At 64.9% G+C, this 21,706-nt stretch carries 13 protein-coding genes and 2 pseudogenes; 7 read left to right on the top strand and 8 right to left on the bottom strand.

The annotated features are described in order from the left end of the window. Positions 1-29 precede the first annotated feature (29 nt). From ABE546_RS06630 to ABE546_RS06620, 3 genes are all read right to left on the bottom strand, one after another. Positions 30-1,367, bottom strand: a complete 1,338-nt coding sequence (locus tag ABE546_RS06630) for a sigma-54 dependent transcriptional regulator (RefSeq protein WP_346463004.1) — start codon at positions 1,365-1,367, stop codon at positions 30-32. Between the two features lie 245 nt (positions 1,368-1,612). After that, entirely contained in the window at positions 1,613-2,374 is a 762-nt protein-coding gene (locus ABE546_RS06625) for a C40 family peptidase (RefSeq protein ID WP_313209012.1), read from the bottom strand. A 146-nt stretch (positions 2,375-2,520) separates the two neighbouring features. Beyond that, positions 2,521-3,060: a C40 family peptidase gene (locus ABE546_RS06620; protein WP_346463003.1), complete on the bottom strand. Its 540-nt coding sequence runs from the start codon at positions 3,058-3,060 to the stop codon at positions 2,521-2,523. Positions 3,061-3,171: 111 nt separating this feature from the next. On the opposite strand from ABE546_RS06620, the gene ABE546_RS06615 reads away from it, so the two are divergent. From ABE546_RS06615 to ABE546_RS06585, 7 genes and pseudogenes are all read left to right on the top strand, one after another. Next, on the top strand, positions 3,172-3,651 hold the full coding sequence (locus ABE546_RS06615) for a peptidylprolyl isomerase (RefSeq protein ID WP_088433264.1): 480 nt from the start codon (positions 3,172-3,174) through the stop codon (positions 3,649-3,651). A gap of 83 nt (positions 3,652-3,734) precedes the next feature. Beyond that, positions 3,735-4,982, top strand: a complete 1,248-nt coding sequence (locus tag ABE546_RS06610; RefSeq protein ID WP_313219012.1) for a DUF418 domain-containing protein — start codon at positions 3,735-3,737, stop codon at positions 4,980-4,982. A 15-nt stretch (positions 4,983-4,997) separates the two neighbouring features. Further along, a pseudogene (locus tag ABE546_RS06605) lies at positions 4,998-5,141 on the top strand (amino acid dehydrogenase); the annotation flags it as partial. Beyond that, positions 5,138-6,493: a glutathione-disulfide reductase gene (gorA, locus tag ABE546_RS06600; protein ID WP_346463002.1), complete on the top strand. Its 1,356-nt coding sequence runs from the start codon at positions 5,138-5,140 to the stop codon at positions 6,491-6,493. The pseudogene ABE546_RS06605 and the gene gorA, both read left to right, overlap by 4 nt. Positions 6,494-6,753: 260 nt before the next feature. Next, entirely contained in the window at positions 6,754-7,674 is a 921-nt protein-coding gene (locus ABE546_RS06595) for a DMT family transporter (RefSeq protein ID WP_123730604.1), read from the top strand. Then, complete coding sequence (locus ABE546_RS06590) at positions 7,671-8,033, top strand: MGMT family protein (protein ID WP_226956722.1); 363 nt, start codon at positions 7,671-7,673, stop codon at positions 8,031-8,033. The genes ABE546_RS06595 and ABE546_RS06590 overlap by 4 nt, the downstream gene beginning before the upstream one ends. An 89-nt stretch (positions 8,034-8,122) precedes the next feature. Further along, entirely contained in the window at positions 8,123-8,797 is a 675-nt protein-coding gene (locus ABE546_RS06585) for a rhomboid family intramembrane serine protease (RefSeq protein WP_121038514.1), read from the top strand. A 33-nt stretch (positions 8,798-8,830) separates the two neighbouring features. Here the strand turns inward: ABE546_RS06585 and ABE546_RS06580 are convergent. From ABE546_RS06580 to ABE546_RS06560, 5 genes and pseudogenes are all read right to left on the bottom strand, one after another. Continuing rightward, positions 8,831-9,253, bottom strand: a pseudogene (locus ABE546_RS06580) (IS30 family transposase); the annotation flags it as partial. Positions 9,254-10,745: 1,492 nt separating this feature from the next. Continuing rightward, positions 10,746-12,758, bottom strand: coding sequence for a M13 family metallopeptidase (locus ABE546_RS06575; RefSeq protein WP_346463001.1), 2,013 nt, complete (start codon positions 12,756-12,758; stop codon positions 10,746-10,748). 200 nt (positions 12,759-12,958) lie between these two features. Further along, positions 12,959-16,036 (bottom strand): TonB-dependent receptor, encoded by a 3,078-nt coding sequence (locus ABE546_RS06570; RefSeq protein WP_346463000.1) that lies wholly within the window; start codon positions 16,034-16,036, stop codon positions 12,959-12,961. A gap of 237 nt (positions 16,037-16,273) precedes the next feature. Further along, the gene (locus ABE546_RS06565; RefSeq protein ID WP_346463061.1) at positions 16,274-18,382 is read right to left on the bottom strand and encodes a M13-type metalloendopeptidase; all 2,109 of its coding nucleotides are present in this window, start codon (positions 18,380-18,382) and stop codon (positions 16,274-16,276) included. A gap of 219 nt (positions 18,383-18,601) precedes the next feature. Next, the gene (locus ABE546_RS06560) at positions 18,602-21,415 is read right to left on the bottom strand and encodes a TonB-dependent receptor (protein ID WP_313219001.1); all 2,814 of its coding nucleotides are present in this window, start codon (positions 21,413-21,415) and stop codon (positions 18,602-18,604) included. Between the last annotated feature and the right edge of the window lie 291 nt (positions 21,416-21,706).

Below are 21,706 nucleotides of genomic sequence, written 5' to 3'. Positions count from 1 at the left end.
TGCGGAGGCTGCGACGCCACCGCTGAAGGTCAGCGCAGTTCGGGAAGCGCCAGCTGGTGCTTGCGGCACAGCCGGTAAACGGTCACCCGCGAGACCTGCATGTGGCGGGCGCAGGCGGTGATGTTGAAGTCGTTCTGGCGCAGGGCATGCAGCAGGGTTTCGCGTTCGGCGACCTGCTTTGCGCCGTGCAGGCCGTGCGCGGTGATGGGCAGCAGCGGCTGGCTCAACTCCAGGTCCGCGGCGGTGATCAGTTCGGCATCGCTGACGATCGCTGCACGCTGCACCCGGTTGAGCAGCTCGCGCACATTGCCCGGCCATGCAAAGCGCTCCAGCGCCTGGACGGCATCGGCGGTGAAGCCGCGCGCCCGGGTGACGTGGCGATGCCGGAAGCTGGCGAGAAAATGGTGGGCCAGCATCGCGATATCCGTGCCGCGCTCGCGCAGCGGTGGCAGGGGCAGGCGCAGCACGTTGAGCCGATAGAACAGATCGCGCCGGAAGTGGCCCTGTTCGACCGCGGCTTCAAGATCGACGTGAGTGGCTGCCAACACGCGCACATCCACCGCCAGCGGCCGGTTGCTGCCGACGCGTTCGACGGTGCCTTCCTGCAGTACACGCAGCAGATTGGTCTGCGCATCCAGCGGCAGGTCGCCGATCTCGTCCAGGAATACGGTGCCGCCACTGGCCGATTCGAACAGGCCCAGGCGCCGCGTTGCCGCACCGGTGAAGGCGCCCCGCTCGTGGCCGAACAGCTCGGACTGGACCAGCGCGGCCGGGATGGCGCCGCAGTTCACCGCCAGGAAGGGACGCGCGTGGCGCGCGGACAGTGCGTGCAGCGCCTGCGCCGCGAGTTCCTTGCCGGTGCCGGTTTCGCCGGTGATCAGTACCGGCAGGTCTACCGGTGCGTACTTGCGGATGGCCGCGCGGGTGACCTGCAGGACCGCGCTGTCGCCGATCAGGGACTGCGGGCCATGGGGCGCGGGCAGGGAGTCGGCGCCCGCCAGTTGCTGCAGCCGCTGTACGACGCGCGGCAGATCGATCGGGGCGGTATAGGTATCCACACAGGCGGCAAGCAGCGCATCCAGCACCGGCGAGGCGCGCAGCGGAGCCGCCGGCAACAACGCCAGCAGGCTCATGTGGCGGTGGTCGACCAGCAGCTGCTGCAGGTGGGCCAGATTGGCCGGGACCACGGTACGCAGGTCCAGCAGGCCGACGACCTGGTCGCTGCCGCGCATGCCGATGCCGGCGCACTGCTCGGGGGCGACGCCGCGCACCTGCCAGCCGGCCGCAGCCAGCGTCGCGCGTTCAAGCGCGAGGGGTTGCCCAAACCAGATCACACACCGGGCAGGAAAATCGGGGACAGCCGCCATGCGTCACCTTGTCGACGAGGATCACGGGCGGTGTCTGCTGCCTGATCGGTTGCCCAGGACGTGCCGCCCCACGTCCGGGTCCGTCCCCCGCCGCGGCGCGCGTGCGCCGGGCGTGTCGCCCGCTGGAAAACAGGCGGTGACAGAGAAAGGAACGCGGGTTGGGCCGGTCAGCGGCCATCGCCGGGCCCAACAAAAAAGGCCGCTGCAGGGCACCGGCCTTCGATCCATGCGTTCAGCAGGGCCCGTCAGAGATCGACGCGGCGGGCCTGCATGAACTTGCCGCCCCAGTAGCCGCTGACCAGGCTGTCGACGCGGACGTCCTTGCCGGTGCTCGGGGCATGCAGGAAGCGACCTTCGCCGACATAGATGCCGACGTGGTCGACCCGGCCCTTGCGGCCGAAGAACACCAGGTCGCCAGCCGCCAGGGCGTTGCGGTCATTGATCAGTTCGGCAGCGCCGTCATGGGCCATCTCGCGCGACACGCGCGGCAGCTCCACGCCCAGCGCGGTACGGAACACATAGCCCACCAGGCCGCTGCAGTCGAAACCACTGTCCGGCGAGGTGCCGCCCCAGCGGTACGGGGTGCCGAGCAGGGTCATCGCACGGCGCAGCAGGGACTGGACCTTGCCGTTTTCGGCGGCGTCGCCGGCCACTGTAATGGCGCCGGTGCTGGCGTCGTAGTTGGCGAGCAGGCGGCTCAGGTCACCGGCGAACATCGCCGAGCGATCCATGAGCGGGATGGTGTCGTTGGCCGCCAGGTGCGGAAGCAGGGCGGCGAGGGTGGCGCTGGCAGCGGCATCAGCCTTGCTGCGGGCCGGCGCATCAGCCTTGGGCTTGGCCGGCGCGGAAGAATCGGGGGTGACAGTGACGGGGGGTGCAGCAACCTCGGGAGCGGTCGTCGGTGCGGACTGCGCCCAGGCCGGAAGGCTGGCCAGGCAGAGTGCTGCAGCGAGGAAAGCGGGGCGGGCGCGTCGCCGGGTGGCGGCGGTCTGGCCTTTGCACGTCAGGTCGTCTGTCGTCACGCGGCGGTCACTGAATAAAAACGATGGGTGATGATGCCGTGTAAGCGCAGTGATTAGGTACAAATTCCGTTAATTTTTCGTTTACAACTATGTGATGTACGTCACAAATTTGGACCTTACCCCTGTTCAGGTTAGTCAAGGACGCGTTTCGCCCCGGTGTAGTGGTCCTTCCAATAGGGACCGCCGAGCGAGTCCAGACGGACCGTGCCGCCGGTGCTGGGGGCGTGCACGAAGCGGCCTTCACCGACATAGATGCCGACATGGAAGACGTTGCCCTTGTTGCCGAAAAACACCAGATCGCCCGGCGCCAGGCGCTTGGGATCGATCTTCGGCCCCTGCACGGCGGCCAGATCGCGCGAGGTGCGCGGCAGCCGCAGATCGAGCATCTCGCGATAGACATAGGCTACCAGGCCGCTGCAGTCGAAGCCGGACTCCGGGGTGTTGCCGCCATAGCGATAGGGGGTGCCGACGAGTCCGATGGCGCGCATCAGCACCGCGTTGGCGGCCTGGGGGTCGTTCGGGGTCACGCTCGGCCATACCTGGGGGGAGGCGGGCGGCGGGGCCGGGCGGGTGGTCTTGCCGCCGCCACAGGCGCTCAGCAGGGCGATGATCGCCAGCAGGGCCAGGCGGCCGGGCAGGCGGGTCAGGCGCGAAACTGGCGTCATGTGCATGTTGTCCGGATAATGCGCGACCTTAGAAGGCCGTCATGATGGCGGCGTATCCGGCAGGCCACAACCCGCCTCACCCGTCTGCCCTCGGCAGTCTCCAGACCAGAGTTGCGCATGAAGATCGAAAAAGACCGCGTCGTCCGTTTCCATTACACCGTCGCCGAGCAGGGCCAAGAGCCGATCGAGAGCTCCAAGGACCGTGATCCGCTGGCGATCCTGATCGGCCACGGCAACATCATCCCGGGCCTGGAAAACGCCATGATGGACAAGGAAGCCGGCGCCACTTTCGAAGTGGACGTCAAGGCGACCGATGCCTACGGCGAGCGCCGCGAAGGCCTTACCCAGCGCGTGCCCAAGAAGCACTTCGGCACCAGCAAGCTGGTCCCGGGCCAGCAGGTCGTGCTGCAGACCAACTTCGGCCCGCGCGCGGTCACCGTTGAGAAGGTCGGCATGAGCGTGGTCGATGTCGACCTGAACCACCCGATGGCCGGCAAGGACCTGCACTTCAACGTCGAGATCGTCGACGTGCGCGAAGCCAGCAAGGAAGAAATCGAGCACGGCCACGTGCACGGCGACGGCGGCCACCAGCACTGAGTGCTGCAACCCCTGGTTGATCCAACGGCCCGCTTCGGCGGGCCGTTTTCGTTTGTGCGGCAGGCCCTCGTGCGCACGGCATAATGGCGGCCCTGGTCAGCGGATTGCCTGTGAACGCAGCTTCTTCTCCTTTGCAGCCGGTGAGTGCCCACGAGCGCATCGCCGTCATCGACATCCTGCGCGGGTTCGCGCTGCTGGGCATCCTGCTGATGAACATGGAGGCGTTCAGCGGTCCGCTGGACCTGTCCTTCACCGGCATCGATCCGCATTGGCAGGGCGCGGACTACTGGGCCGATGCGGCCATCTACGTGCTGGTCCAGGGCAAGTTCTTCACCCTGTTCTCGCTGCTGTTCGGCGCGGGGTTCTCGGTCATGGCGCAGCGCGCCGAAGCGGCCGGGCGCGCATTCGCACCGTTCTATCTGCGCCGCAGCGTGGCGCTGCTGCTGATCGGCCTGTGCCACGCGCTGCTGGTGTGGTCCGGCGACATCCTGGTGATCTATGCGTTGATCTCGATGCTGTTGCTTGCCTGCCGCGAGGCGCCGCGCAGTTGGCTGCCCGCGATGGGCGCGACCAGCTATCTGGGCGCTGCCGCCCTGGTGCTGGTGCTGGGGGCGTTGATGAGCTGGATGGCCAGCATGGAGCACACGCAGGAACCGCTGCGCGAGGCCATCGCCCAGGCCCAACGCACGATCGAGCTGCAGCGCCAGGCGTACGCGCATGGCAGCTGGGGGCAGGCGGTGGGACAGCGCCTGCGTGATCTCGGCGCGATGCTGTCGGGCATCTTCGTGATCGGTCCGGAAGTGCTGGGCATGTTCCTGATCGGCAGCTGGTTCGCGCGCAGTGGCGCGCTGGCCGAGCCCGAGCGGTTCGCGCGGCTGTATGCACGGCTGCGCTGGGTCGCGTTGCCGGTCGGGCTGGTGCTGATGCTGGGCAGCGCGATCTGGCACCCCTATCAGGCGCCCGGCACGCTGGACCTGCGCGGCGGCGTGGCGTATGCGGTCAGCGCGCTGGCCGGGCTGCTGATGTGCCTGGGCTATCTGGCCTGGATCGTGCACTGGCGCGCACGCCTGCAGGTGCTGGCGCCAATGGGGCGGATGGCGCTGACCCATTACATCGGCCAGTCGCTGGTCTGTACCTGGGTGTTCTATGGCTATGGACTGGGCGCGTTCGAAACGATGCCGCGCCTGTGGCAGATTCCGTTCGCGCTGGCCCTGTTCGCGCTGCAGGTGGCGATCAGCCATGCGTGGCTGCGGTACTTCCGGTTCGGGCCGCTGGAGTGGATCTGGCGCGCGATGACCTATCTGCAGTGGCCGCCGCTGCGCCGGGCCTGACACGGCGGTGCCACGCACCCTCACGTCTGGATCGCAGCCGGTCGTGGCATGCTGGGCACGAGCATGAGCGTCGGCTCCGGCCAGTTGATGGCAGACCTGATCAACGGCCGCGCGCCGGCGATCGATCCTGCCCCTTACCGAGTTGAGCGATGCCAATGACGACGCAATACGACTATGACCTGATCGTGCTGGGCGGTGGTTCCGGCGGCCTCGCCGCGGCCTTCCGCGCGGCGCAGCACGGCCAGCGCGTGGCGATGCTGGAGCCGGGCGAACTGGGCGGCACCTGCGTCAATGTCGGCTGCGTGCCGAAGAAGGCGATGTGGCTCGCCGCCGATCTGTCCGGACGCATCGGCCTGGCTGCAGCGATGGGATTCGACGTGCCAGTGCGCCCATCACTGGATTGGAAAGAGCTGGTGGTGCATCGTCAGGCCTACATCGCCAACATCCATGCCAGCTATCTCAAGCGCCTGGATGAAAACAAGGTGGTGCGGGTGCCGCGTCGTGGCCGCCTGGTGGATGCGCACACCGTGGAGTGCAGCGATGGTGTACGGATCAGCGCCGCGCACATTCTGATCGCGACCGGTGCCCATCCCCAGCGCCCGGACATTCCCGGTGCCGAACTGGGCCTGGTCTCCGATGATTTCTTCAACCTGTGCGGCGCACCGGAGCGCGTGGCCATCGTCGGCGGTGGCTATATCGCGGTGGAGCTGGCCGGGCTGCTGCAGGCGCTCGGTAGCCGCGTGACGCTGCTGGTACGTGGCGAGCGGCTGCTGGAGCGCTTCGATGCAGAACTGACCGCACAGCTTGCCGAGAACCTGCGCCACCAAGGCGTACAGATCCATTTCGGTTACCGCCTGCGCGAGCTGCAGCGTGACGGCGATGCCGTGGTCGCGCTCGGCCATGATGGCCCGGCCGACGGTCATTTCGATGCGGTGTTCTTTGCCACCGGGCGACGCGGCAACAGTGCCGATCTGGGGTTGGAAGCGCTCGGCGTGGTGATCGGTGACAAGGGCGAGGTCGAGGTCGACGCGTGGCAGACCACCGCGGTACCCAGCGTGCACGCAGTGGGCGACATTGCCGGCAAGGTTGGCCTGACCCCGGTGGCGATCGCCGCGGCGCGCAAGTTGATGGACCGCCTGTTCGGTGGCCAGCCGCAGGCCAAGATGGACTATGAGAACGTGGCCAGTGTGGTGTTCTCGCATCCGGCCTTGGGCGCGGTGGGGCTGAGCGAAGAAGAGGCCTGTGCGAGATACGGTGATGTGCGCGTGTATCGCAGCAACTTCCGCCCGATGCTGCAGGCCTTGGCCGATGGCACCCAGCGCAGCCTGTTCAAGCTGGTCTGCGTGGGCGAGGAGGAGCGTGTGGTCGGTGTCCACCTGCTGGGCGAGTCTGCCGATGAAATCCTGCAGGGGTTTGCACTGGCAGTGAAGATGGGCGTGACCAAGGCCCAGTTCGACGACACCGTGGCAATCCATCCAACCTCCGCAGAAGAAGTCGTACTGATGCGCTGAAAGCGCATCAGCGGCGTGCAGCCGCCGAAGCCTCGGCAGGGATCCGGTGGTGCCACGCCATGCGTGGCAACCGCGCACCGCGCGGCACACCCTTCCGCAGGCGAACGGCTCGGCGGCCTGCGCTGTCCTTTCCGCAGTTGAAACAGGATCGGAGCGCCGTTCCCGCAGTGTCTGCCGGCGCAAAACACCCGCCGCACCGCATGCGACAATGGCCGCCCCCCACCTGACCAGCCGCCCCCGCGCGGCTGTCCGTCGTCCTGATGACTTCACCCGCCTCCTCGCTGCCCACGTCCTCCAGCCGCATCGCCGCCGGCGGCATCGCACTGGCCGCGATTGGCGCGATCGCGGCCTCGGGCAAGGCGGTCATTGTCAAACTCGCGTATCGGCATGGCGTGGATGCCACCACACTGCTGGCGTTGCGGATGCTGATGGCGTTTCCGCTGTTCGCGGTGCTGGCGGTATGGTCGGCGCGGCGCGCGCCGGCATTGTCATGGGGCGACCGCGGGCGCGTGGTGTGGCTGGGCTTCACCGGGTATTACTTGTCCAGCCTGCTCGACTTCCAGGGCCTGCAGTACATCAGCGTCACCCTGGAACGCCTGATCCTGTACTTGAACCCGACCCTGGTGCTGCTGATCAGCCTGGTCCTGCTGAAAAAGCGCCCGGGTCGCTGGCAGGTGGCGGCACTGGTGCTCAGCTATCTCGGCGTGCTGCTGGCCTTTGGCCATGACCTGCAGCTGGAAGGCGGGCGCATCGTGCTGGGCAGTGCGCTGGTGTTCGCCAGTGCGCTGAGCTATGCGCTGTATCTGTTCGGCAGTGGCCAGGTGGTGGCGCGGATCGGTGCGATCCGCCTGACCGCCTATGCCAGCTGCGTGGCCTGCGTGCTGTGCGTGCTGCACTTCGCTGTGCTGCACCCGATGTCCGCGCTGGGCCAGGCGCCCACGCCGGTGTACTGGCTGTCGCTGATCAATGCGACGGTCTGCACGGTGCTGCCGGTGATGGCGATCATGCTGGCGGTGAAGCGGATCGGCTCGTCGCTGGCCGCCCAGGTGGGTATGCTCGGTCCGGTCTCCACCATCGTGATGAGTCTATGGCTGCTCGACGAACCCATGGGGCCGTGGCAGATCCTCGGCACGGCCCTGGTCCTGCTCGGCGTGCTGCTGGTCAGCCGGGTCCGCGCGTGAACGCGGCCGCCGTGGGCGATGACCCGGCGGCGCAGGCGCGTGCACGGATTCTGGCAGTGATCCGCGCGATCCCGCGCGGGCAGGTGATGGGCTATGGCCAGGTCGCCGCCAAGGCGGGGCTGCCGGGCAGGGCGCGGCTGACCGCACGCGTGCTTGGCATGAATGACGACCCGGAACTGCCGTGGCACCGCGTGCTGCGCTCGGACGGGCGCATCGCGATGCCGGAAGGCTCGGCCGGGTGGAAAGAACAGAGCCAGCGGCTGCGCGCCGAGGGCGTGGCGATCGAGCGGGGGCGGGTCAAGGGCATGCCGGTGGCCGGTGCCAATGATCTGGATGCCGCCCTGTGGGGACCGGGCTGACGCTGCCTGCGCGTTGAATGCCCGCGCTGGCGCGCAGATCGCGGCCGGGTGCTGCGGCTATGATGGGCGCAGTTCCAAAGGATGCCCTCATGTTTCCGCGCCTGCCCACTGTCACCAAAGCGTTGCTGATCGCCAATGCCCTGCTGTTCCTGCTGCAGCAGCCGTTCCTGCTTGGCAATGCCACGTTCGAGCCCTTCATGCTGCAGCCTCTGGGGGGCGGCTTCGATCCGTTCTCGCCGGGCGGCAATTTCCAGCCCTGGCAGCTGCTGACCTATGGCTTCCTGCATGGCAGCTTCGGCCATCTGTTCTTCAACATGCTCGCGCTCTTCATGTTCGGTGCGCCGCTGGAACAGACCTGGGGCGAAAAACGCTTCCTGACCTATTACCTGGTGTGCGTCGCCGGTGCCGGCCTGTGCCAGCTGCTGGTCGGCATGATGCTGGCCGACCCGGCCACGGTGCTGGGCGCTTCGGGTGGCGTGTTCGGCCTGTTGTTGGCCTACGGCATGCTGTTCCCCAACCAGCGGGTGATGCTGCTGTTCCCGCCGATCCCGATGAAGGCACGTACCTTCGTGATCGTGTTCGGCGCGATGGAACTGATGCTGGGCGCCACCGGCTGGCAGCCTGGCGTGGCCCACTTCGCGCACTTGGGCGGCATGCTGTTCGGCTGGCTGTTGATCCGCTACTGGCGCGGCCAACCACCGTTCAACAACCGACGTCCGCCGGGCCCACCGAAGCGTCCCAACCACCTGCGCAGCATTAAATGAGGCCTTAAACTCGTGCAATGCACCTTGGCGGTCTCAAGGAGCAAGCGCAACACGTGATCTGAATTCGGCGATCTCTTTGTCCATCACTTCGGCGGGCGTTTTCCAGCCCAGCGTCTGTCGCGGACGTGTGTTCAGGAGCATCGCAACGTGATTGAGATACTCCTGGCTCGCGCTCGACAGATCAATGCCCTTGGGCAGGAGCTGCTGAAGCAGTCCGTTGGTGTCCTCGTTGCTGCCGCATTGCCACGGCGCGTGTGGATCAGCAAACCACACGTGGATATCCAAGCGGTCCATCAGCTCTGGGTAGCACGTCAGCTCCGTGCCTCGATCGTAAGTCAAAATGGTGCGCATGGATTCGGGCAGCTTCTTCAGTTGGCAACTGAAATCCTCCATTGCCGCTTCCGCTGTGCAGCCGTCCATCTTGCGGAGGATCACAAAGCGCGTCTTTCGTTCGATTCTTCGCTGACCTCGATCCCAGCCACGCTCCATTCCCGCCGCGCAAGGTCAAAAGTCGGCGCGCTGGATAGCGGGAGGATGTGCTCCTTCAGCCGTTCGAAGCTGTGAGATCCATCTTTTGCGTTCATATGTTCATTCGCTTCCCTGCGTAGCCCACCCCAGCATGCCCCGGCACACCCCTGCTATATCAAGGTCGCGGAAGATCAACAGAAACAACGACTGAGCCGATCACCCGCGATCAATGGCAGCCTCCGGAAATCAACGGCTTGCCTCTGCCTTGGGGTCAGTTTGGGGTCACCTATAAACGCCAACCCTACCTTTACAGCAACTTGCTAGCTTCCCTTCTCCCAGCACCTTGATCGTCCCCTGCCCCTGCGCCTATACAACTCATTCAACGAGGCGGCCAGCTGTTCCTCAGGCGTGCGGGTGTCGCGCACCAGAAGGTGGCGCAGCCCGGTGCCAGCTTCGTGGGGTCCGGGCGGTCACGTCGAGCTGGATTGTCGGAGGCATCGTCCACACATGCAGGATTTGTGATGCCATGCGCATAGCCACGTCCACACATGCAGGATTTGTGATGCCATGCGCATAGCCACGCTTGCGGGCGCGAGGCGCTATGCGACGATGCCCGTGCAGGCCAATAAACAGGACACGGCCGGCTAACATTTTCCAAGGAGAACAACAGATGCGAATTGGAATTCCGCTGTTTTTGCTGTTTGGCCTGCTGGGGAGCGCACCCGACGTACACGCTGTTCCGCTTACAGCAGTCACCACCCTCTACTTCGACGCTAATAACAATCTGATCGGCCAGAGCATGCGTTACTGCAATTCCAACACCCAGCATCAGGGAGTTGCCTCGCGGACCAATGCCCGATGGATCCAAGTGTCCTACGCCTGTGAGGGCAGCTCGACGCACGTAGGCTACGGAGGTTGGGTTCCCACCGACCTGAAGCGGGACTTCTGTTTGTTGTATGAAGCGTGTACGTCGCTGATGCCGTGGCCGGAGTCCACGCTTCCCGGGCCGTTGAGCCGGGGCTTGTACTCAGACTGAAATCACAAGCATCATCGTCTCCGGCGACGCAGCAGCGGTCGCCGGAGATCGCATGGGGCCGCCGTGCCTGGCCCATAAAAAACCCCGGCAACGGCGCAGCCGTTACCGGGGTTCTGAACGCTGGAGCGGGCGAGGGGAATCGATCCCATGTCAGTAGCTTGGGAAGCTACGACATTTACCCGCAAATTCAAGACGTCAGACAATAATATCGCTCCGCAATCCGATAGGAATAGAGCATTAGAACCCCCTAAATTTTGGAGGACTTTCCGCGATTGCGGAGCGAGGTTGAGCTCAGACTTGAACTGCCGTTATGGAGGACAGAGCTGGAGGTTCTGATTGACGGGGGAGCTTACGAATTCAGGACGGGTCATGGACACAAAAAAGGCGCCCCGGGGGCGCCTTCTTCGTCAGCCGCTGCGGCTCAGCGCAGGTCGGGCAGGGGACTCAGCGCCAGACCTTGATCTGGTCGTTGTCCACGCGCTGCATCGGCTGGCCGGGCTTGCAGGTGAACGTGGCACCGAACGCCGGCAGGTTGGACAGCGGGCCATTGGTGCGCCAGCGGCCCGGGGCCAGGATGTCCGAGGTCACGCGCTGGGCGGCCACGTTCGGCGACAGCTGCTGCGGCCACAGGCTCGCCCACGCACGGAAGAAGCCCTGCTGGGCGGCCGGCTTGGCCGCCGGTTCGACAGCCTTGTAAGCCTCCCACGCCAGTTCCAGACCGGCCAGGTCGGCCAGATTCTCTTCGCGGGTGAGTTCACCATTGACCTTGGCACCCTTCACGCCCGGGTAGTCGTAGCCGCTGTACTGGGCGGCCACGCGGTTGCCGAACAGGGTCCAGGCGGTCTTGTCGGCCGGGGTCCACCAGCTGCGCAGTTCGCCCTTGGCATCCACCAGCGCGCCCTTGGCGTCGATCGCACGGGTCAGTTCGTGCGCGACGAGCGCGCCGTAGCTGCCGAACAGGTCGGCGGTATCGCCCTTGGCATTGAACACCGGGCCCTGCAGCACGGCGGCGGTGACGATCAGGCGGTTCTGCGCGATGTCATAGGCCAGTGCCGGCTGCTGCGGCAGCACGTCCCAGCGGCGGTCGGCGTTGCCCTTGCCGATGCGCTTCATTTCCTCGCGGTGGCGCCAGGTGGAGGCGATCAGCATGTTGCCGCCGAAGCTGCCGCGGCCCATCGGCTGCACCGTGTAGTCCAGATCGCGCAGCGGGGTGCCGATCTCGATCTTCAGCGCAGCCAGCTTGGCCTGTGCTTCGGTCTTGGCCTCATCGCTCATCCAGGTGCTGCGCTTGACCGCATCGATCTGCACTTCGCGGATCTTGTCCACGACCAGCGCTGCCTTGCGACGGTCGTCGGCCGACAGGTGCTTGGCCGCATATTCGCGGCCGACCATCGGGCCGGCAGCCACGTTGATCGCATCCAGAACCTGCTCCCAGCGCGCCGGCGGCAGGGTCTGGCCACGCATCACACGGCCACGGAATTCGAATTCGGCATCGCGGTAGGCCTTGGACAGGTACGGGGCCATCGCATCCCCCACGCGCCAGCGCAGGTAGACCTTCCACTGTTCCGGCTTGAGCCGGGTGACCATGCCGTCGAGTTGCTTGAACAGCGCCGGATCGGACAGCGAGACCAGGTCGTCATTGACGCCCTGTGCCTTCAGGAAGGCCTCCAGCTGCAGGTTGCGGTAACGGCTGTTGAGCTCCTTGGTGGAGATCGGCGCGTAGTTGTTGAACGGATTGTTGATGCCGGCCAGCGACTGCGCATTGCGCGCCAGCTCGGTCTCCAGCGCGATCACCGACTGCGATTCGGCATCGAGCTTGTCAGCCGGGGTACCGGTCAGCGCCAGCACCTGCTTGACGTAAGTGCGGTAGCGCGCCATCAGCGCGACGGTGTCGGCATCGGTACGGGTATAGAACGCCGGGTCCGGCAGGCCCATGCCGCCCTGCATGAAGTAGCCGATGTGGCGGTCCAGCGCCTTGAGGTCGACGTCCGGGGCGAAGTTGAAGGCCACCGGAATGCCGACCTGGTGCAGCGCGGCGATCGAGGCCGGCACGTCCTTGGCCTTCTTGATCGCGTTGATGCGGGTCAGCAACGGGGCGATCGGGTTGGAACCGTCGGCTTCCACCGCGGCCTCGTCCAGGCCGCTGGCCCAGAAGTCGCCGAGCAGCTTCTGCACGTTGCCCTGCGGTGCGGTCATCGCCCCATCCAGCAGTTCACGCTGCTGCTGGCGCGCGCGGTCGGCCAGCTGGCCCAGTGCGGTGGTGGCACCGGTCTGCGGCACCGGATTGGCTTTCAGCCAGGTCGCGTTGGTGGCCTCGTAGAAGTCGCTGCACTGGGCGCTGACGGCCGGCGCGCGGGCGGCGGCCTTCTTCTTCGGCGCGGCGTGCGCATCGGGAGCAGTGACCAGGGTGACCAGGCTGATGCCCAGGGCGATGGCAAGCGGACGGAAGTTGGGCATGTAAAGCAAATCCATCGAGGATTGAAGATCGCGCGAGTGTATCAAGCCGCGACGCATGGCGGCATGCAGGAAGGGGGGGCGGAGGGCGCTGCGGGCCACGGGGCGGCGCCGGTACAAAAAAGCCCCGCCGGAGCGGGGCAGGAGAGAGCACGGGCAGGCCAACCAGGGCCCGGCCAGATGGCCGGGCCCTGCAGGGTGGATCAGAAGTCGTATCGAGCGCTCAGGCGAACCTGGCGCGGCGAGCTGTAGTTCAGCGGCTGGTTGTAACGTGCATCCGGGGTCACCCGGTCGGTCGCGTAATTGCTGTAGTAGGACCCGGCAATCTGGCGATTGAGCACGTTCAGCACGTCCGCCTGCAGGTTCAACTTGTTGTCCGCCCAGTTCGGCGTATAGGCCAGTGACAGGTTGAGGTTGAAGCCCCACGGCGTGGTGCCGTTGTCGCCGCGTGGCGAGAACCGGTAGTCAGCCGAAGGCGGGATGTAACCGGCGCTCCCCGGGGCGGTGCCGCTGCCGGCCAGGCCGCAGAAGTGGTAGTACGCGCCGTTGTACAGGCCCTGGTCCGCAGTCGGGTAATAGCTGGTGCAAGAGCGCGGGCGGCCGGAGTCGATCAGCAGGGAACCACCGACGCGCCACTCGGGCGTGATGCTGTAAGAACCGTAGGCCTTGATCTGGTGCGCACGGTGGTTCGGCAGCGGACCGTTGGCGCCGACCATCAGCTGCGGCAGATCCCAGTCCTGGGTCACCGAAACGTCGGTCTGACCGCCCGTGCCGGTATCAAGATCCGATGCCAGCTGGCCTTCGGTATTGCCGTAGTTGCGTGCGAAGGTGTAGTTCACCTTGCCGTAGAACCTGTCACCTATCGAGCCTTCCAGGAACAGGTCAAGCGCGTAGTACCGGCGCTTGAGCTTGGGCAGATCGAGTTCAGCGGCGGAGTAGGTGTGCTTGGCCAGCGTACCGTCGGCCTGCTCCTCCCAGAACGTGTTGCTTTCACCCGGATTGAAGATGAAGCAGCCGCCCCCCAGTGCCGGCGTGCAGGTGTCATCGATCGCACTCTTGAGGTCGCGGTAGGTCACCTTGGCCCCCCAGATGGCGTTCTCGCCCCAGGCCTGTTCCATACCGACGATGAACTCATCCTGGTAATGCGATTTCAGGTCGACCGCGGCAACCGTGCGCGGATCGGGTGCATCGCCGCACTCCAGGTTGGAGGAGATGGCATTCGGGTTGCCCGGGCAGGTGTATCCCAGGCTCGGGTCGACCGAAACGTTGACCAGCCCGGTCGGCGTGCCGTCCGCAGCAACGCCGGTATACGTGAAGTACTCCATCGTATACAGCGAGCCGGACGCGGCGCGGACGGCCACGTTGTTGGGCAGGGCCAGGTGATAACGTCCCGCGTTGGCGAACAGCTTCAACGAGGCATCGCCATGGACATCCCATACGCCACCCAGGCGCGGTGCCCACTGGTTGTCCTGCTTGACGTACACCTCATCGGCGCTGGTGAAGTTCTTGAAGGTCTCGTTGCGCAGGCCCAGCGTCAGCAGGACGTTGTCGCTGACCTGCCAACGGTCCTCGAGGAACTGCGCGGACTGTTCGGTTTTCACCTTGGCGATCTGGGTGTAGTACTGCTGGCGAACGTAGTAGCCCTGGCTGCCCAGGCCACCGGCCGAGGCCGGCGAACCGACGCCGTGTGAGGCATCGATGGCGGCATTGGCGTTGTTGGAACGGCTGTAGACCCAGATGAAGCCGCCGCCGTACTCGCTGCCGGTGAACGACTCCGCTTCCATGACGTCCAGGCCGGCGCGCAGGTCATGGTTGCCCAGGCGATAGCCGACATCCAGGCGCCAGCCCTTGGTTTCATCGTAGGCGCCGGGGACGTTGACCGTGGCAGCCGTCCAGCAGCCGGCATAGTTGGCGGCGGGAATGCCGGGTGCACGTGCGGTGGCCGCGGCGGACGTGCGCGGGCAGGCCGGATCGTAGCCCCACGGATTCTGGCTGTGATCGATCTTCTGGGTGCCGTACAGCGCCGACACCGTGAGGTCATCGGTCAGATAGCCGGTGTACTTGCCGATGTACAGTTTGGCCTTGTCCTCGTTGTTCGTGCCCGCGTTCTGCTCGTTGCCGTGGGTGAAATCGGCGTAGTTGAAGGTATAGCCGGCGCTGTCGTACTTGGTGACGTCGGAGATGCCGGTGAACTCAAGCAGGTGGTTGTCAGTGATGTTCCAATCGATCTTCGCTGCCCAACGCGGATACTCGTAGGAGTATTCCTGCCATGCGTTGGTGGTCGTTGCCGCGGCTTGGCTCGTCGATGACACGCCGGCACCCTCACGCTTGGTCACCTCGACGTTGGCGTAGATGAACAGCTTGTCCTTGACGATGGGGCCGCCGACATACGCGCCGGTGGTCTGCGTCCAGCTCTGGTTCTTGTTCCGCAGCTGGTACAGCTGGCCATCCGTGCGCTTGGTCGGATCAGGATTGTCCGCACCGTAGAAGCCGGTATCGGCAAAGTAGCTGTTGCGCGGGTTTGCACGCAGTGCCTCCGGGCTCCAGTAGGCGTAGCCGCCGCCACTCCATTCATTCGTGCCGCGCTTGGTGACGATGTTGACCACGCCACCGGTGGCGCGACCAAACTCGGCACCGTAGCCGCCGGTCAGGATCTGCTGCTGCGAGATCGCATCGAAAGGCAGGGTGGTGGAGCCGATCGACGACAACGGGTTGGTCACCGCGTAGCCATTGATGTAGAACGCGTTTTCGGACGATGCGGCACCGCCGAAACTGGGGACCGTGACGCCACCGGAGGTGTAGCTCGCGTTGGAAATCACGCTCGGCGCCAGCAGTGCCACGCTGGCGATATCACGGCCGACCGCGATCTGCTTCAACTGTTCGGAGGTGAACACCGTGCGGGTGTCGGTCTGGCTGACGTCGATCTTGGGCACGGCCGTCGCCCTGACCTCGATGCGGTCCAGCTCCTGGACCCCGGTGCTGGAGAAGGAAACCTCGGTGCCGCTGGCGATCACGACCTGCACCCGTTCGCGGACGGCGATCACCTGGCCCTCTTTCTCCACGGTCACCTTGTAATTGCCGTTCGGCAGATCGCTGGCACGGTAGCGACCATTGCGGTCGACGGTCACGGTACGGCTGGTACCGGTATCCAGGTTCTGCACGCTGATGGTGCTGCCAGGTTCGCCGGTACCGTAGATGTTGCCGGTAACGGACTGCGCGTGCGCTGCCCCGGCCAGGCACAGGCCCAGCGCGATGGTCAGTGTGGCCCGACGAAGCGGCATGGCTTGCTTGATCATCAACTTCCCCCATTTGATTGAAAGAATTAACGGGTGCTTAATGAAGCCCCGATAACTGAATATCAAATAAACGGTCGCGTTGCAATAATTCCGTCATTTCGTTTTTACATCAGAGACACACAGATCCAGTTGTTGCTTTCCTGAAAAGTGAGGGCACTGAACGACGAAGGCCCGGGTTTCCCCGGGCCTTCGAATGGTCAGACGCTCAATGAAGGGCAGTCGTTACCAGATCACCACCTGCTGGTCTCCTGCGCGCACCATCGGCGAACCGGCCTTGCACTGGAACGCCGCGGCGAAGGTCGGCAGGTTCGACGGGGCACCCATCGCGCGGAACTGCGCCGGGGCATGCGGGTCGGTCGCCAGACGGACCTTCATGTTCTCCGGGGTGTACTTGGTGCGCCACACGGTGGCCCAGTTGAAGAAGAAGCGCTGGTCACGGGTGAAGCCGTCGACCTTCGGGTCTTCCTTGCCGGCCGAGGCCTTCTGCAGGGCATCGTAGGCGGTGGCCAGGCCACCCAGGTCGGCGATGTTCTCGCCCAGGGTCAGCTTGCCGTTGACCGGCTGGCCATCCACCTTGTAGCCATCGAACTGCTTGATCAGCTTGCCGGTCAGGCCGCTGAAGTTCTTGGTGTCGGCCTCGGTCCACCAGTTCTCGAAGTTGCCGGTCGGCCCGAAGCGGCTGCCCTGGTCGTCGTAACCGTGGGTCATTTCGTGGCCGATCACCGCACCGATGCCGCCGTAGTTCAGCGCGTCATCGGCCTTCGGGTCGAAGAACGGCGGCTGCAGGATGGCGGCCGGGAACACGATCTCGTTCTGCAGCGGGTTGTAGTAGGCATTGACGGTCTGCGGGGTCATGCCCCATTCGGTCTTGTCCACCGGCTGGCCGATCTTGGACAGCGCGAACTTGTAATTGAACGCGTTCGCCGCGCGCACGTTGCCTAGGTAGCTGTCGCGGCCGGTGGTCAGGCCGCTCCAGTCACGCCACTTGTCCGGGTAGCCGATCTTCGGGGTGAAGGTTTCCCACTTGGCGATCGCCTTGGCCTTGGTCTCGTCGCTCATCCAGGTCAGGCCCTGGATGCGCTCCTTGAGCGAGGCGGCCAGGTTCTTGACCAGTTCTTCCATCTTGGCCTTGGCTTCCGGCGAGAAAGCGACCTTGACGTACAGCTGGCCGAACGCATCACCGGCATCGTTTTCGATGGTGCCCAGCACGCGCTTCCAACGCGGCTTCTGCTCCTTCTGACCGTTCAGGGTCTTGCCGTAGAAGTTGTAGTTCTCATTGACGAACGCATCAGCCAGGTACGGCGAGGCGCCGTCCACGGTGTGGAAGCGCAGGTAGGCACGCCACACCGACGGATCGGTGTCGCCCAGTGCCTTGCTCACTTCCTGGTGGAAGCTCGGCATGGCCAGCGAGAACTTCTCCGGGGCGGCGATGCCCTGGGCCTTGAAGAACTCGGTCCAGCTGAAGTTCGGGGTCAGCTTGTCCGCATCGGCCACGGTGACCGGGTTGTAGAACAGCGAGACATCGCGCGAGAGCTCGACGCTGGACTTGGAGGCCTTGGCCAGGCGCGTTTCGAACTTGACCACGTCGGCGGCCTGCTTCTCGGCATCGGCCGTGGCCACGCCTGCCAGTTCCAGCACCTTGGCCACGTGGGCCTGGTAGGCCTTGAGTTTGTCGGCGTTCTTGGCGTCGGTGTAATAGGTGGTGTCCGGCAGGCCCAGGCCGCCCTGGCTGGCATAGGCCAGGTTCATGCTGGAATTCTTGAAGTCCGCTTCCGGACCGAAGCCGAACAGCACGTTTTCGCCCTTGGCCGCGCTGGTGCGCAGGTAGTTGGCGATCGCGTCCTTGTCCTGCAGGCCGTCGATGGCGGTCAGGTCGGCCTTGATCGGCTCGATGCCCTGGGCATTGATCTTGGCCTCGTCCATGCCGGTGGCCCAGAAGTCGCCGACGATCTTTTCGATGCCGGCCGGATTCTTGACCGCCGCGACCTGCTCGGCGAGCTGGTGCTGCACGGCGACCGAGCGCTCGTCCAGGATGGTGAAGGCGCCCCAGCTGGTACGGTCGGCCGGGATCTCGTTGGCGGCCAGCCACTTGCTGTTGACGTAGTCACCGAACGCACCGCAGGCGTCCATGCTGGTGTCCAGATCGGACGGGTGGAAGGCGTTGTAGGCCGGCAGCTTGCTCTCGTCGAGCTTGTACTCGGTGGCGGCCGTGGCGGCCGGCGCGGCGGTGGAGGCTGCGCTGTCCGTCGCCGGGGTTTCGTTCTTGCCGCAGCCGACCAGCGCGGCCGAAACGGCCAGGGTCAGCAGTACCAGTTTGGGTGTACGAGCGATCACGTGATTGGCCTCCAGGCCGGAAAGTCATGCAGGAATGGCCCCGAAGAGCCTGTGGGCCAGACGATACGCCGCCGGCCCGGCCTGCAAGGGTGTCGAAGGTCATGGCCGATGGCAAGAGGCCCGATCCGGTCAACTCCGGACGTGGCCCTGGCCCGGGGCGGCCAAGGAAAAGCCCCGCCTTGCGGCGGGGCTTGGGGGTGTCATCCCGGGTGCGGCTTAGTTGGTCTTGGTGCCGAAATCGTACTTGGCCTGCACGTACACCGCGCGGCCGTACGGGTTGTAGATGCTGCTGTTGTACGGCGAGGCGATGTTGCCGGCGTAGCTGTGGGCCTGGCCGTCGGGCATCTTGTTGAACACGTTGTTGACCATCACCGAGAGGGTGAGGTTGTCCAACGCCCGGTAGTTCACGCTCAGGTTGTAGGTGGTGTACGAGCCCCACTTGCCGGCCTTGTAACCGGACGGGTGGACGTAGTCGAAGCTCTCGCCCAGGTAGGACATGTAGTTCGGCGTCTTGCCGATGTAGTTGAAGTACAGCGTGGTGGTCCAGCGGTCCTTGGCCCAGCCCACCGAACCATCGGTACGGACCTTGGCGTAGGCATCGTAGTACCACATCGCATACGGGTCGCGCAGCAGATCCAGGTAGTCATCGCCCGGTTGCGGCTGCAGCTCGCGCTTGAGGATGTTGGTGTAGTTGCTGGCGAACTGCAGCGAGCCGAAGCGGCCGATGTCCTGCACGTACTTGAAGCTGGCCGTCAGTGCCTGCAGGTTCTGGCGCGCGACGTTGAGCTTGGGCGTGAAGATCTGCTCGATGTTGCCGGCGGCATCGCGGGTGATCCAGTCCGCAACGTTCTCGCAGCTGGCCGAGGTCGGGTTGCCCTGGCCATTGCGGCAGTAGTATTCCGCGCGCAGCAGCTGGTCCGAGCTCAGGGTGTCGACTTCGTTGTCGATCTTCCAGTTGTAGTAGTCCACCGAGATCGACAGATTGTTCATCGGTGCCCAGACCACGCCGGCATTCCAGACATCGGCGGTGATCGGTTCCAGCTCGGTGTTGCCGGCCTGCACGCCGAACACCGATTCGTTGCCGTAGGGGCAGGCGAGGGTATCGGCCGGAGCATAGCCGAGCTGGCCGCAACGGTAATAATCGACTGCGCCGTTGGCGTAGTAGCCGCTCTCGCCCTGGAAGGCATCGGGCAGGGTCGGTGCACGGAACGCAGTGCCGTACTTGCCGCGGAACAGCAGGCTTTCGATCGGACGGAACTCCACGCCGACGCTGTAGGTGGCCTTGTCGATGGTGTTGTCGGCGATCTTGTAGGCGTCATAGCGACCCGAACCGGTGACGGTCAACGAGTCGATCAGCGGCAGGCGCAGCTCGGAGGTGACGGCGTAGTTGCTGCGATGGCCATTGCCGGCTACCGAGGTGGTGCCCCACACGCTGCCATCCATCAAGCGCTCGTCCGGGCGGTAATCCCAGCCTTCGCTGCCGGCTTCGGCGACCACGGCGAAACCTGCATCGCCACCGGGCAGGGTGAACAACGAGCCGTTGGTGATCTGGAAGCGGCCCAGGTTCTGCCAGGTCTTGCTCTGGTTGTAGGTGTAGCCGGTGAAGCTCTGGAAATCACCGGCCGGCAGCTGCGAATAGAACGCGCCCCAGTTCGGGCTGTAGATGTTGTAGCCGTCATCGGTGGTGCCCAGCACCGGGCCGAGCACGCGGTCTTCGAAGTAGCTGTCGATGTCATCGGCCCAGCGCACGAAGCCGCGCTCGGTGAGCTTGTACTCGCCGCGGCTGAAGCTGGCGCTGTAGTCCCAGTTGCCGAACGTGCCACGCCCGCCCAGGGTGACCTGGTAGGCCTTGTTGCGGTCGGTGTTGAGGATGTCCTTGTAGCCGTTCGGCCCGATGTCTTCAGGCGCGAACGCGCGCTGCAGGTTCATGTACTGATCGGTGTCCTGGTCATAGAACGCGCCGAAACTCAGGTCGCTGCCCCAGAACGTATAGCCCGAACCCGGGGTGTACTTGACCTCTTCCAGGCTGTACAGCGCATCGGCGAACAGGGTGAAGTTGTCGTTCACATCGAACGTCATCGAGCTGTAGAACTGGCTGCTCTCCTTGTCGTTCTTCAGGGTGCGGTAGCCGGCGCCGTAGGCCGAACCGCAGGACTCGCCGGCCGCGCGGGTGCCCAGCACGGTGGTGCCGCCGAACTGGCCGGCGACGCTGGCGCAGCGGGTCGGATCCATCATCACGAACGCGTTGTTGTCCGCCGGCAGGTAGACCAGGAAATCATTGGCCGGCACCTGCGCGCTGTAACCGACGCGGTTGTTGGTGCGGGTCAGGTCGCGCTGGTAGCCCCAGATCGGGTTGCTCTTTTCGTACTGCACATTGACCAGTGCGTTGAAGCGGTCATCGGCGCTGTTGAAGCCCCTGGCGCCGCTGACGCGGATGTTGTTGCCGCCGCCTTCGGTGGTGGCGCCCCCGCGGACGTTGAGCACGCCGCCGTCCATGCGTTCTTTCAGGATGATGTTGACCACGCCGGCGATCGCATCCGAGCCGTACAGCGAGGACTGGCCGCCGGGCAGGATCTCGATGCGCTCGACGATGTCGATCGGAATGCCGCTGAGGTTGTTGAACGCGTCGCTGCCGTTGTACAGCGCCGGGTACTGCAGCATCGGTCGGCCGTTGATCAGGTATTTGGTGTAGCCCGGGTCCAGGCCGAACATGCCGGCCGCTTCGGCGCCCTGGGTGAACGAGGCGGCGGTCTGGCCGCCCTGCAGGCCACCGGTGGTCAGCGAAGACTGCTGCAGGACTTCGGAGATGCTGGTGAAGCCGCGGGTCTGGATGTCTTCGGCGGTGACAGTCAGGACCGGCGTGTGGTTCTCGATCTCGGTCTGCGGGATCAAGGACCCGGTGACAGTGACACGATCGAGATTGGTGGCGGCGTTGTCCTGTGCGAAGACGGTGGCGCTGGTGAGCAGCAGGCCGGTGAGGACGGCGGCGGCAAGCGGATGACGCGAGATCGAATTACCTTGGCGAGACATGTGCAACCCCATGTAGTGGTGATGTCGTGGCTTTCCCTTCCGTGGGACTTCTTGACTGCGTTCAACAGCGAGCCGGTATCAGGCCTGGCCGGCCATCCTTGGTAGTTTCATTCTGCGTTCAGTTGAAACCGGCGTGCGGCGAACGTAACACACGCTTAACGTGAAATACGCTGAATGGTCATCGTCGATAAGGGCTGTGCATTGACGCAAACTGAAAGGCGTTGAAAAACAATTGCCTGGGCCTAAATGAAATTTTATTTATGTTTCGTCAATGAGTGAATGCTGAATATG

Source organism: Stenotrophomonas sp. TWI377, from assembly GCF_039674525.1.
In the GTDB taxonomy this organism is placed as follows: domain Bacteria; phylum Pseudomonadota; class Gammaproteobacteria; order Xanthomonadales; family Xanthomonadaceae; genus Stenotrophomonas.
The sequence above is the reverse complement of the archived record's forward strand: the minus strand, read 5'-3'. Positions and strand labels throughout refer to the sequence as shown.

What these genes read in the sequence shown, in the direction of transcription:
- ABE546_RS06595 (WP_123730604.1), top strand. Translation starts at nt 6,754, where the DNA reads ATGACTTCACCCGCCTCCTCGCTGCCCACGTCCTCCAGCCGCATCGCC.
- ABE546_RS06570 (WP_346463000.1), bottom strand. Translation starts at nt 16,036, where the DNA reads ATGCCGCTTCGTCGGGCCACACTGACCATCGCGCTGGGCCTGTGCCTG.
- ABE546_RS06610 (WP_313219012.1), top strand. Translation starts at nt 3,735, where the DNA reads ATGGCGGCCCTGGTCAGCGGATTGCCTGTGAACGCAGCTTCTTCTCCT.
- ABE546_RS06620 (WP_346463003.1), bottom strand. Translation starts at nt 3,060, where the DNA reads ATGCACATGACGCCAGTTTCGCGCCTGACCCGCCTGCCCGGCCGCCTG.
- gorA (WP_346463002.1), top strand. Translation starts at nt 5,138, where the DNA reads ATGACGACGCAATACGACTATGACCTGATCGTGCTGGGCGGTGGTTCC.
- ABE546_RS06575 (WP_346463001.1), bottom strand. Translation starts at nt 12,758, where the DNA reads ATGCCCAACTTCCGTCCGCTTGCCATCGCCCTGGGCATCAGCCTGGTC.
- ABE546_RS06585 (WP_121038514.1), top strand. Translation starts at nt 8,123, where the DNA reads ATGTTTCCGCGCCTGCCCACTGTCACCAAAGCGTTGCTGATCGCCAAT.
- ABE546_RS06615 (WP_088433264.1), top strand. Translation starts at nt 3,172, where the DNA reads ATGAAGATCGAAAAAGACCGCGTCGTCCGTTTCCATTACACCGTCGCC.
- ABE546_RS06630 (WP_346463004.1), bottom strand. Translation starts at nt 1,367, where the DNA reads ATGGCGGCTGTCCCCGATTTTCCTGCCCGGTGTGTGATCTGGTTTGGG.
- ABE546_RS06560 (WP_313219001.1), bottom strand. Translation starts at nt 21,415, where the DNA reads ATGTCTCGCCAAGGTAATTCGATCTCGCGTCATCCGCTTGCCGCCGCC.